Origin of the sequence: Bacillus cereus group sp. BfR-BA-01524 (genome assembly GCF_022662595.1) — a bacterium.
Classification (GTDB): domain Bacteria; phylum Bacillota; class Bacilli; order Bacillales; family Bacillaceae_G; genus Bacillus_A; species Bacillus_A thuringiensis_S.
Genome location: NZ_JAKUDW010000011.1, coordinates 25653 through 38548, shown reverse-complemented (window position 1 = coordinate 38548; position 12896 = coordinate 25653). Strand labels below are relative to the sequence as shown.

The window sequence follows — 12896 nt, the reverse complement described above, 5'->3', positions numbered from 1 at the left end:
GGAAATATTGCGTTTTGTAACGGCGAAGAAAGAAGAAAAGGTATTTGTAGGTATTGTGGATGAAGAAGAAGAAAAGGTATTACACTTAAGAGAAGCGCAAAGACAAAAAGGGGAAAAGGTTACAATCCCTATTACAATGTTAGAGTGTATTGAAAGAGGGACTGAATGCTTTGAGAAAGTATGTGAAATTGTAAATTGGGCAAAAGAGAACGGGGAAGCGGCGTATTATCCGTTAACAGAGGTGAAAATATTAGCGCCGATTCCAAGGCCAAGAAAGAATATTTTGTGCGTTGGAAAAAACTATCGTGAGCATGCGGTAGAAATGGGCGGAGTAGAGTCTATTCCAGAAAATATAATGATCTTTACGAAAGCACCAACAACAGTTATTGGCATAAATGAGCAAATTAATGGTCATCCTCACGCAACGGACGAACTAGATTATGAAGGAGAACTAGCTATCATTATTGGTAAGCGAGGGAAGCAAATTAAAAAAGAAAAAGCGCTTGAGCATGTTTTTGGTTATACGATTATAAATGATGTAACAGCTCGAGACATTCAAAGAAAGCATAAACAGTTTTTCCTTGGGAAAAGCTTCGATACATTTTGCCCGATGGGACCGTATTTAATTCATAAATCGGTGGTTAATGCGCCGAATGAATTACACATTGAAACGGTAGTAAATGGAGAAGTAAGGCAAACTTCCAACACAAATAAAATGATTTTTTCGATAGAAGAAATTATTTCAACGATAAGCAAAGGAATGACTTTAGAACCAGGCGATATTATCGCAACAGGAACCCCGGCTGGTGTCGGAAAAGGTTTTACACCACCGAAGTTTTTACATGCTGGTGATGAAGTGGTCATTACAGTAGAAGGAATTGGTACTTTGCGAAATGTAGTGAAATAAAGAAAAGAGCTATCTTGTATAAAGATAGCTCTTTTCTATGGTCTCGGATTATAGAGGTAATCGATAACGGCAAAAGTGTAAAGACCAATGAATGCAAGTGTACAAATGCCAAATAATATAACCGCAAGTGCGCTTTTTTCTCGTCCAAAACCAATGATAGTAAGAATAACAGCAGTCCAAAATGATGCTTTCAGTAGTGTGAATGTAGTAGGAGTTGAGTAATGAAGCCATGTTGTGGAAAGTAGGAAGCTAAAGAATGTAACTAAAATAAAAGATGTAGCTAAATAGTTAATCTGTTTACCATATCTTAATAGCATATCGCACCTCCTTTATAATTCAAAAATACAGAAAATTACAATTTCATCTTAATATAAATGAATATAAAAAGAAAGAGGTTGTCCCAACATGTTGGACAACCTCTCTATTATTACGATAATACAGCTTTAATTTTTTGGAATGCCCACTCTAAATCTTCTTCAGAGATTACTAGAGGTGGTGCGATACGAATTACGTTTTCGTGTGTTTCTTTACATAGTAGCCCAGCTGCTTTTAGTTGTTCACAGTAAGGACGAGCTGGCTCGTTTAATTCGATACCGATGAATAAACCTTTACCGCGAACTTCAGTGATCATTGGGTTATCAATTTCTTTTAATTGCCCAACTAATTTTTCTCCTAATTGAAGAGAACGCTCTGTTAATTTTTCTTCTTCTAACACTTCAAGGGCTGCGATAGACACAGCACATGCAAGTGGGTTACCACCGAATGTAGAACCGTGAGAACCTGGCTCAAATACACCTAAAATGTCGCGGTTTGCTGCAACGCAAGAAATCGGGAACACACCGCCACCAAGTGCTTTACCAAGTATGTACATGTCAGGAGTTACATCGTCCCAGTCACAAGCGAATACTTTACCAGTACGGCCTAAGCCTGTTTGAATTTCATCTGCTACGAATAAAACGTTTTCTTTTTTACATACTTCAAGAGCTTCTTTTAAGTAACCAGCTGGTGGGATGTTAATTCCTGCTTCACCTTGAATTGGCTCTAAAATGAATGCTGCTGTGTTTGGTGTAATTGCGGCTTTTAATGCTTCTAAATCACCGTAAGGAATTACAACGATGCCAGGAAGCATTGGACCGAATCCACGCTTGTACTCTTCGTTTGAAGACATAGAAACAGAACCCATTGTACGTCCGTGGAAGTTATCTTCACAAACGATGATTTCAGCACGGTTTGCTTCTACTTTCTTCACATCATAAGCCCAGCGACGAACTGTTTTAATTGCAGTTTCAACAGCTTCAGCACCTGTGTTCATTGGAAGTACCATTTCTTTATTAGTTAGTTTCGCAACTTTTTCGTACCAAGGACCTAATTGATCGCTATGGAAAGCACGAGAAGTTAACGTAACACGATTAGCTTGGTCAATTAAAGCGTTAATAATTTTCGGGTGACGATGACCTTGGTTTACTGCAGAATATGCACTTAATAAGTCCATATAGCGGTTTCCTTCAGGATCTTCTACCCAAACACCTTCTGCTTTAGAAATAACGATTGGAAGTGGGTGATAGTTATTTGCTCCGTATGTGTCTGTAAGTTCGATAATATCCTTAGTTTGAATCATGATTGTTCCCCCTTTTGTTATTACAAGAAGTTTGTAAATACTCTAAATATTATAGCATTTAAATGTAAAAAAGCGAAACATTTCCTGAAAATAAATGAACATGTTATCATATAGAGTGAAAAAGTGTGAAAAGAGGAGGTAAGGGATACGATGGTACATATGCATATTACATCATGGGCGTTAGGTTTAATTTTATTCTTCGTTGCGTATTCACTTTATTCAGCAGGGAGAAAAGGTAAAGGTGTACATATGGGGCTTCGCCTAGTGTATATCTTCATTATTGTGACAGGCTTCATGTTGTACATGAGTATTGTAAAGACAGCAACAGGTAGCATGCACATGTGGTACGGCTTAAAAATGTTAGCTGGTATTTTAGTTATCGGTGGAATGGAAATGGTTCTTGTAAAAATGAGCAAAAACAAACCAACAGGGGCGGTTTGGGGCTTATTTATTGTTGCGTTAGTAGCGGTATTATACTTAGGACTAAAATTACCGCTTGGCTGGTACGTATTTAAATAAAAATAAAACCACCTTATAATCTCAAGTGTTTGGGAGATAAGGTGGTTTTTTATTTTAAGTTGCATCGATATGCAACTCTTCTCCGTTTACTTTCGTAAAACGAAACATATTTTTATTGGATGTAGTGTGACGGACGAAATGGTGCTGTAGTGTACAGATCATCTCTTCGTTATCAAACAAAAGAATATTTACTCCTTCCCGTGACTCCTCTTTCGGCAAGAAGGATAAATAATTATGACAATACATGCAATCATATAAAGAGTAGTGAAGTGATTGCAATGATTCGGTTAATAATGTGAAGACGGAGTCAGGTAATTCTTCGAGCCATTCATTATAGCTAAGAAGTAATTTTTTTCGGATACGTATCATTTCCCCGTTTTGCAGGAGGTGCTGTTCGTTGGCAATTTGTAATATATCTTGTTCATAGAAACGAGCTGGTAGCCAGTTGCTGTTATATAAAATCTCAAAACCATCTTCGGCAATATCTTCTAATAAAAATGCTTCATCATTTTCATCATCAAAGAATACCCATTCATTGTTTATATATTCTACATTACCGACTGTATGAGCGCGGGGCTGGTTATATAAAATATGGTTACGTTGTATCATACACGATTTCTCCTTTATGAAAAGTAGTTATTCCTGTTATAGACAGTTCGTGCATTCTTTATAACTAGACACATCTAGACATAGGTGGGCATACAATAAAACACGTTTTACTGAGTGAGAATGCTATTCCATATGTGGATAGTAGGTTATCGTCAAGTTTTTCATTTTTTGATCCGCACTCTTAGGGTGGGGATTACTGCACGTTCAAGAAAAGAAATAAGATGGAAGGATGATTTATATGTGCGGGATTACAGGATGGGTGGATTATAAACGCTCATTAGAAGGAGAAAGAGATGTCGTTACGAAAATGGCTGAGACGTTAGCGAAACGTGGTCCGGATGATAATAAAGTTTGGATTAAAGGCAATGTCGCATTTGGGCATAAACGATTAATCGTTGTTGACCCTGAGGGCGGGAAACAACCGATGACTTGTTTAAAAGATGAAACGAATTACGCCATTTGCTATAACGGTGAACTTTATAACACAGAAGACATTCGAAAGGAATTATTAAGAAGAGGATATACGTTCAAAGGTCATTCTGATACAGAAGTATTATTAGCTTCTTATATTGAATGGAAAGAAGAATGTGTCGATCATTTAAACGGTATATATGCGTTTGCTGTATGGGATGAACAGAAAGAACAAGTATTTATTGCGCGAGATCGACTAGGTGTAAAACCGCTATTTTATAAATATGATAGTGGGCGATTACTATTTGGTTCAGAGTTAAAAGCGATACTGGCTCATCCAGATGTGAAGGCGGAAGTAACGTTAGAAGGATTATCCGAAATATTCGGTCTTGGACCATCGAGGACACCTGGTCATGGTATTTATGCTGGTATAAAAGAATTACGTCCAGGTCATGCGATGACATTTTCAAAGAACGGTTTATGTATATGGAGATATTGGAATGTAGAAAGCAAAAAACATGAAGATTCCTTTGAAGAAACAGTAGAGAAAACACGCTTTTTATTACAAGATGCGATTACAAGGCAGCTTGTTTCTGATGTACCACTATGTACTTTTTTATCAGGTGGTGTAGATTCGAGCGCTATTACAGCTATTGCAGCGAAAGAATACGAGAAATCAGGAAAAGGGCAATTACACACGTATTCTGTTGATTACGAAGATAATGACAAATACTTTAAAGCGAATGCGTTCCAGCCAAATTCAGATGCTCCGTTTATTAATTTAATGACTGAGACATTTCAAACAACCCATCATCGCTGCGTCATTTCGAATGAAAAATTAGCAGAGTATTTAACTGAAGCAGTACTAGTTCGTGATTTGCCTGGTATGGCAGATATCGATTCGTCATTATTATGGTTTTGTCGTGAAATTAAACAAGATTTTGTCGTCGGTTTATCTGGGGAATGTGCAGATGAAATATTTGGTGGATATCCGTGGTTTTATAGAGAAGATGATTTACAATCGAGTGCCTTTCCGTGGATGCGCTCTACAGAAGCGCGTGAACAACTGCTAAAGAAAGGATGGAGAAATAAATTAAATTTACAACAATATGTACAAAGGCGCTATGAAGAGTCGATTCAAGAAGTTCCTATTTTGGAGGGAGAAAGTCCGCTAGAAGCAAAAAGACGCCAATTATTTTATTTAAATATGGTATGGTTTATGACAACATTATTAGACAGAAAAGACCGCATGAGTATGGGGGCAAGTTTAGAAGTACGTGTTCCATTTGCAGATCATCGCCTTGTCGAATATGCGTGGAATATTCCTTGGGAAATGAAAATGTATAAAAACCGCGAAAAAGGTCTATTACGTAAGGCGTTAGAAGATGTACTTCCACATGACATCTTATATAGAAAGAAGAGTCCTTATCCGAAAACGCACAATCCACACTATACAAAAGCAGTAACAGTATGGCTTCAAAATCTATTAACGGATAAAGGTTCAATTTTACACGAATTGTTTGATAAAGAGCAGTTGACCGGATTAATTCAGTCTGGTGGCAGTGCATTTCAAACACCATGGTTTGGTCAATTGATGACTGGGCCACAGCTTTTAGCTCATTTAGCACAAATTCACGTTTGGTTTAAAGAATATGGAGTAAATATTAAGGAATAAGGGAAAAGCGGCTTACAATTATGTAAGTCGCTTTTTATTAAATAAATTGTCATATAAAATTCAAAATCACCTTATAAATAATACTTAATTAGAATTATTATTTTGACGTACTTATTATTGCTTGTTATAATTGGAAACAAACGTTCTGAAAAGGATTCTCATTTATAAAATTGAGGTGTTATATAGATGACAAAGAAAAAAATAGGTTTACTCGTAATGGCGTATGGAACACCAGAATCATTAGACGATGTAGAGGCATATTATACACATATCCGTCACGGGCGTAAGCCGTCAGAAGAAGCGCTTGAAGATTTAATTGGGCGCTATAAAGCGATTGGTGGAATTTCGCCGCTTGCAAAAATTACGAAAGAGCAGGCGCATAAATTAACAGATTCAATGAATAACATATTTACAGAGTATGAATTTACTTGTTACTTAGGTTTAAAACATACTGCGCCATTTATAGAAGATGCTGTAGAGGAAATGAAGCGAGATGGAATTGAGCAGGCAATTAGTATTGTGTTAGCGCCGCATTATTCGACTTTTAGCATTAAAGCGTATAATGAGCGCGCAATTTGCCTATCAAAAGAAATAAAAGGTCCTGTTATAGAACCGATTGAGCAGTGGTACGACGAACCAAAATTTATTTCTTATTGGGCAGATCAAATAAAAGAGACGTTTACTAATATTATAAATAAAGAGAAAGCCGTCGTAATTTTTTCGGCGCATAGTTTGCCAGAAAAAATTATTGCAGCAGGAGACCCATATGTAGAGCAACTAAAGCATACTGCAGATTTAATTGCAGAAGCTGCAAATATTCAAAACTATACAATTGGTTGGCAAAGTGCTGGGAATACTCCAGATCCATGGATTGGTCCAGATGTGCAAGATTTAACGAAAGATTTATATGAAGAGCATGGGTATGAATCTTTCATATATTGTCCAGTTGGTTTTGTGGCGGAGCATTTAGAAGTTTTATATGACAACGATTATGAGTGTAAAGTTGTAACTGATGAATTAAATGCCAAATATTTTAGACCGAATATGCCAAATGCACAATCTGCATTTATCGACTGTTTGGCTGAAATTGTTTCCGAAAAAGTGAAGGAAATAGTTGACAAAGATTTAGTTTTGAATAATAATTAGTTTATAATAATTTTAAATAAATAATAATTACTATGAAAGAAAGAGGAGGATCCCCCTAGATGAATCCAAATAATCGCTTAACAACAAACCAAGGTGCTCCAGTTGGAGACAACCAAAATTCTCGTACAGCTGGTCGTCGTGGACCGGTATTATTAGAAGACTATCATTTAGTAGAAAAACTTGCGCACTTTGATCGTGAACGTATTCCGGAGCGTGTTGTGCATGCACGTGGTGCAGGTGCTCACGGTGTATTCGTAACGAGAAATAGTATGAAGCAATATACGAAAGCAGCATTTTTACAAAATGAAGGAACTGAAACGCCTGTATTTGTTCGTTTTTCAACGGTTATTCATGGTCAAGGTTCTCCTGAAACAGCACGTGACCCACGTGGGTTCGCTGTTAAATTTTATACAGAAGAAGGAAACTACGATATCGTAGGTAATCATTTACCAGTTTTCTTCATTCGTGATGCAATTAAATTCCCTGATATGGTTCATTCTTTAAAACCAGCACCGGATACAAATATTCAAACGCCAGATCGTTATTGGGATTTCATGACGTTAACTCCAGAATCTACACATATGATGACATGGGTATTTTCTGATTACGGTACACCAGCAAGCTATCGTGAAATGGAAGGTTTCGGCGTCCATTCATTTAAATGGATTAATGAAGAAGGTAAAATTGTTTACATTAAATACCACTGGAAACCACAACAAGATGTACGTAACTTAAATGCGAAAGAAGTGCAAGAAGTACAAGGGAAAGACTTCAACCATGCAACTCGTGACTTGTTCGATGCAATCGAAAAAGGAAATCATCCGAAATGGGATTTACACGTACAAGTTATGCAATTAGATGAAATGGATACTTTAGACTTTGATCCACTAGATCCAACGAAAGTATGGCCAGAAGATCGCTTCCCATTAATTGAAGTAGGGACGATGACGTTAAATCGTAACCCGAAAAACTTCTTCGCAGAAGTAGAGCAAGTGGCGTTCTCTCCAAGTGCAACTGTAAATGGTATTGAACCATCTGAAGATAAATTATTACAAGGTCGTTTATTCTCTTATCCAGATACACAGCGTTACCGTCTGGGGGCAAATTATTTACAAATTCCAGTAAACTGCCCGTACGCAGCTGTTAACAACCAACAACGTGATGGCGCGATGCAAATGAATCAAAATCCATCTACAATTAACTACGAACCGAGCCGTCATACTGAAAATCCAGTTGAAGACAAGGCTTACCGCGATTCAACTATGAAAGTAGAAGGTTATGTATCTCGTGAAAAAATCGAGAAACCAAATGACTTTAAACAAGCAGGTGAGCGTTACCGTTCATTTTCTAAAGAAGAGCAAGATAACTTAATTGCAAACTTAACAAATGATCTAAAAGACGTAAATGAACGCACAAAATTATTAGCTGTTTGTAACTTCTTCCGTGCAGATCAAGAATACGGAATGCGCTTAGCGCAAGCTTTAAATGTTGATATTACGCAATATGTAGGAAATGCTCCGAAATAAATAGGGAAAGACGACCGGGTTTCGGTCGTCTTTTTTGTATAAAGTTATGTGGGGTATTTTGCATTTAAATCATGTCGGAATTTGTTTATAAATCGATATGTTGTGTCGAACCGTTGATATATTTACATTGATACTAGGTGGGGTATGTTGCCCGTTGCGCAAAAAAGAGATGCAATCTATTACTAATAGATTGCATCTCTTTTTTAGTTTACTCGTTCTGCATGTTCATAAGCCTTCTCGCCATGCATCGAAATATCAAGTCCCATGTGTTCCTGGTGCTCATCTACCCGAACAGGGAGGAAGAAGTTAATAACTTTAATAATGGCATACGTCATTATTATTGTGAATGCATATGTTGCTCCAATTGCTACCAGTTGTTTAAACAGTAAAGCGGCGTTTCCGTAAAATAATCCGTTAGCGCCATCACTGTTTACCGTAGTAGTTGCAAATAGTCCTGTTGCAATACCGCCCCAAGTTCCTCCGATGCCGTGGCATCCAAAGGCATCAAGTGTATCATCATACCCGAATTTTGTTTTTAAGAAGAAAACGGCGCCAAAGCATAATATACCACCAATTGCTCCGATAAGAAGGGCGGAGAAAGGTGTAACGAACCCGCAAGCTGGTGTAATAGCGACTAGACCAGAAACAACTCCGCAAGCAGCTCCCATCGCGGTCGGTTTTGATTGGAAGAACCATTCAGAAAGCATCCAAGTTAGAGCGGAGGCAGCAGCGGCTATATTTGTATTAATAAATGCAGTTAAAGCTACGTCGTTTAAGGATAATGCGCTGCCGACGTTAAAACCGAACCAGCCAAACCATAATAAGCCTGCGCCTAACATTGTAAATGGCAAATGGTGAGGAGAAGAACCATTTATGTTTTTTCGTTTTCCAAGGAAAATAGCTAATACAAGACCAGCAACTCCGGAAGTGATGTGAACGACGTTTCCGCCAGCGAAGTCTAGTGCACCAAGTTCCCTTAGCCAGCCGCCGACGCCCCATACCCAATGAGCGACAGGGTTGTAAACGATTGTTGTCCATAGAAGGATAAAAATAAGAAAGGCAGAAAATCGCATTCTTTCAGCGAATGCACCTGAAATTAAAGCTGGAGTTAAAATGGCGAACATGAGTTGAAACATCATGAATAAATTGTGAGGAATAGTAGATGAGTAGTCTGGATTTGGTGCGTAGGTAACTCCGTTTAGCCCGAACCAATCAAGTGTACCGATAATCCCGTGCCAATCTGGTCCGAATGATAAAGAATAGCCGATAACAATCCATTGAATCGAAACGATAGCCATTGCGCTATAACTATGCATCGTTGTACTGAGTACATTTTTGCTGCGAACCATACCTCCATAAAAAAGTGCCAATCCTGGTGTCATCAACATGACCATTACTGTCGTCATAAACATAAAAACCGTATCTCCCATATTCATGATTTACCCTCCTATAATGTTAGAAAAAATAACATCATCTTGTTATGTTTCATATCATATTCGAAAACAAACTAAAAATCAACTAAAAATTCAGAAAATTATATACATGATGTTAGTAAACCTAACATATATTATTTTGTGAGGATTGAAATCGACATATGCGTTTCATTCGGAAAATTGGTATAATATTCTTACAATTAAAAAACTTGGGGGATGCGTGTGGGAAAAATACGGACTAGGAAACTATTCATTTGTTTTTGCTTAGCTGTTGTTTTGTTTGTACCAATACATACTTTTGCAGACGAAAAAAGAGAGTGGCGAGACGAAGTTATCTATTCCATTATGATTGATCGCTTCAATAATGGAGAACCGAAAAATGACAAACAGTTAGAAGTTGGCAATTTGGAAGGGTATCAGGGTGGAGATATAAGAGGGATTATAAAAAGACTGGATTACATAAAAGAAATGGGTTTTACCGCTGTTATGCTTTCTCCGCTTTTTGAAAGTGGAACGTATGATGGGTTAGATGTGCGAAATTTTCAAAAGGTAAATGAACATTTCGGAACAGAAAATGATGTGAAAGAACTTATCCAAAAAGCGCACGCAAAAGGAATGAAAGTTGTACTTCAATTTCCACTTGGGGGAAACGAACAGCAAGTCATCGACGCGTTGAAATGGTGGGTCAAAGAAGTTGATTTAGATGGCAGTTATGTGATACATAGTGAAAAAAAATCGGATGCTTTTTGGGATGGCGTACAAAAAGACATGCAAGCAATAAAGAAAGATTTTCGTATTATGACAGAGGAAGATAGTGAGTATAACGAAAAAATAGTAGAATCGTTTTCTAAAGCGGATGTATCGGTGAAACCTTTATATGATGTGAGTAAAAAAGACGGGGAATCCATTATATTTTTAGATAACCAAGATACAAAAAGATATGCTCGTATTGCAAAAGAAAATATGTATTATCCGCCATCACGTTTAAAACTGGCGCTTACATATTTGTTAACATCACCTGGAATTCCGAATTTTTATTACGGAACTGAAATTGCATTAGATGGAGGAAGTGTACCCGATAATAGACGATTAATGGATTTCAAATCAGATGAAAAATTTATGCAGCACATAACAAAACTAGGTGAACTTAGACAAGCGAGACCGTCTTTACGACGCGGTACGTTTGAGCTACTGTATGATAAGAGCGGGATGAGTATACTAAAACGAAAATATAAAGATGAAGTAACTTTAGTAGCAATTAATAATACGAAAGAAACACAAAAAGTCTCCTTACCTGCAAGTGCGATTGGTGAAAAACAAGAGTTAAGAGGATTGTTAGAGGATGAAATTATAAGAGAAGAAAACGGAAAGTTTTATCTCGTTTTAAAGCGTGAAGAATCAAATGTGTATAAAGTTAACGGAGAAACAGGTGTGAATTGGTTATTTATCTCCTTAATCGTTGGGGTGAATGTATTATTTATTGCGTTTTTAATTGCAGTTAAAAGGAAACGTAGATGAGATGAGAAGTTACTCGCTCTATGTTCATGTCTTCTTATTGGATTTGTAAGTTTGTTCGGTGGGACCAGGTTAGGGAGAAAGTCTTCTTCCTAGCCTGTTTTTGTGTCAATACGGATAGAGAAAGACCTTTGAAACAAACAATAATTGCAACTATATTAATTTTACATTACATTAAAAGTTAGAGAATACTCTTATACTAATACAGTGCTAAATAGTAGGTGGGAAAATGGAATTTTACGATTTGGGTATTACCATTAAAGAGCTTAGAATTAAAAAAAATATATCACAATCCGAATTATGTCATGGAATATGTTCGCAAAGTCAAATTAGCAAAATAGAAAAAGGTATGATTTATCCATCTAGTATATTGTTATATCAATTATCAGAGAGACTTGGTATTGACCCAAATAATATATTTGCATTAACTCAAAACAAAAAGTTAAAATATGTAGAAAATGTAAAATGTGTAATAAAAGATTGCTTAAAGCAAAAACAATATAAAGAACTTTATGAAATCGTGAAAAAAGAGAAAGATGAAAAAAATTTTCAGGCAAAAGAAGATAAACAATTTCTCCTATGGCATGAAGCAATTGCTGTATTTGAGGTGAACAAATCTATAAAAACTGCTTTAAAGCTTTTAAATAATGCATTAAAACTAACTTTAACCAATGTTGATTTTTTATCAGAAAGAGAAATAGATATTATGCAGACAATGTCTATATTTTATGCGGAAAATAAAGAATATGATAAAAGTATTACTATATTAGGAAGATGTTTAACTAATTTTAATAAGTTAGATTTTCCGAGAGATAAAGCGATTAAATTAAAAATCATTTTTAATTTAGCGAAATGTTTAGGTATGACCTATCAATATGAAGAAGCGGTAAAATACCTTGATAAGGGCATCAAATTAGCTATTAATCTAAATACTTTATACTTATTAGGTGAACTGTACTATTTAAAAGGATGTAATTTATTAAGATTTAAACAACAGGATGAAGAAGATATTGCAAATAACATGAAAAAAGCATTATTTATATTTGAACTAACAGAAAAAGAAAATCTGATAAAAGTGGTTAAAGAAAAATATTTTGAAAACCAAACTGAAAAAAGTCATTCATAATACATTTGAAAATCACTTGAGATATAATAAAACCTACAGGGGAAATCCCTGTAGGTTTTATACTTATAAACTTGCTTCTAAAATATTAGTGTTTAATATAAATTTTTGAATAAGAGTTTACTTAGTGTACTTTTTATTTTGAAGTCTGCATCTTTATTAACAATTTATGCTTCTTTTTAATTCCATCCAAATATTGTTAAAATTGAGATGATTCAAGTCGGAGGAAGGCACTTTGAGGTGTCTTTTTTTTATGACCTTTATCATTAACTATTTAATGTTTTTTAAATGATTACATGACATATTTTTTTTGTACCAAGCTTTGTTGATACAGTTAGACTTATCCGTTAGTGTATTCGTATTATTAGAACATCCTACAGTATTTAGGGAGAATGTGGCTAATAAAAACCATAA

Annotated in this window: 11 protein-coding genes; 7 read left to right on the top strand and 4 right to left on the bottom strand. The window is 36.0% G+C overall.

Going from position 1 to position 12896, the window contains the following annotated elements; translation table 11 throughout:
• Positions 1 to 7: 7 nt before the first annotated feature.
• A complete protein-coding gene (locus tag MR170_RS05540; RefSeq protein WP_029442121.1) occupies positions 8 to 907 on the top strand; it encodes a fumarylacetoacetate hydrolase family protein in 900 nt (299 codons plus the stop codon).
• 35 nt (positions 908 to 942) lie between these two features.
• Here the strand turns inward: MR170_RS05540 and MR170_RS05535 are convergent, their stop codons facing one another.
• Together MR170_RS05535 and rocD are read right to left on the bottom strand one after the other, a co-directional pair.
• Entirely contained in the window at positions 943 to 1224 is a 282-nt protein-coding gene (locus tag MR170_RS05535; protein ID WP_029442122.1) for a hypothetical protein, read from the bottom strand.
• 110 nt (positions 1225 to 1334) lie between these two features.
• Positions 1335 to 2525 carry an ornithine aminotransferase gene (gene rocD / locus MR170_RS05530; protein ID WP_000616660.1) on the bottom strand — a complete coding sequence of 397 codons (1191 nt, stop codon included), beginning with the start codon at positions 2523 to 2525 and terminating at the stop codon, positions 1335 to 1337.
• 150 nt (positions 2526 to 2675) lie between these two features.
• Between rocD and MR170_RS05525 the strand changes: the two genes are divergently transcribed.
• A complete protein-coding gene (locus tag MR170_RS05525; RefSeq protein ID WP_242307592.1) occupies positions 2676 to 3044 on the top strand; it encodes a YisL family protein in 369 nt (122 codons plus the stop codon).
• Positions 3045 to 3098: 54 nt separating this feature from the next.
• Here MR170_RS05525 and MR170_RS05520 read toward each other — a convergent pair whose 3' ends face one another.
• On the bottom strand, positions 3099 to 3653 hold the full coding sequence (locus tag MR170_RS05520; protein WP_242307591.1) for a DUF2777 domain-containing protein: 555 nt from the start codon (positions 3651 to 3653) through the stop codon (positions 3099 to 3101).
• 238 nt (positions 3654 to 3891) lie between these two features.
• Here MR170_RS05520 and asnB point away from each other — a divergent pair, with 238 nt between their 5' ends.
• The 3 genes from asnB to katB all read left to right on the top strand — a co-directional run bounded on the left by asnB (position 3892) and on the right by katB (position 8411).
• Positions 3892 to 5739, top strand: coding sequence for an asparagine synthase (glutamine-hydrolyzing) (asnB, locus tag MR170_RS05515; protein WP_242307590.1), 1848 nt, complete (start codon positions 3892 to 3894; stop codon positions 5737 to 5739).
• Between the two features lie 186 nt (positions 5740 to 5925).
• The gene (gene hemH, locus MR170_RS05510) at positions 5926 to 6885 is read left to right on the top strand and encodes a ferrochelatase (RefSeq protein ID WP_043936622.1); all 960 of its coding nucleotides are present in this window, start codon (positions 5926 to 5928) and stop codon (positions 6883 to 6885) included.
• A gap of 59 nt (positions 6886 to 6944) precedes the next feature.
• Positions 6945 to 8411 carry a catalase KatB gene (gene katB / locus MR170_RS05505; RefSeq protein ID WP_242307583.1) on the top strand — a complete coding sequence of 489 codons (1467 nt, stop codon included), beginning with the start codon at positions 6945 to 6947 and terminating at the stop codon, positions 8409 to 8411.
• A 203-nt stretch (positions 8412 to 8614) separates the two neighbouring features.
• Here katB and MR170_RS05500 read toward each other — a convergent pair whose 3' ends face one another.
• Positions 8615 to 9847, bottom strand: coding sequence for an ammonium transporter (locus MR170_RS05500; RefSeq protein ID WP_242307576.1), 1233 nt, complete (start codon positions 9845 to 9847; stop codon positions 8615 to 8617).
• A 219-nt stretch (positions 9848 to 10066) separates the two neighbouring features.
• Here MR170_RS05500 and MR170_RS05495 point away from each other — a divergent pair, with 219 nt between their 5' ends.
• Complete coding sequence (locus tag MR170_RS05495; protein ID WP_242307571.1) at positions 10067 to 11362, top strand: alpha-amylase family glycosyl hydrolase; 1296 nt, start codon at positions 10067 to 10069, stop codon at positions 11360 to 11362.
• A 226-nt stretch (positions 11363 to 11588) separates the two neighbouring features.
• Entirely contained in the window at positions 11589 to 12485 is an 897-nt protein-coding gene (locus MR170_RS05490; RefSeq protein WP_242307565.1) for a helix-turn-helix domain-containing protein, read from the top strand.
• Positions 12486 to 12896 lie beyond the last annotated feature (411 nt).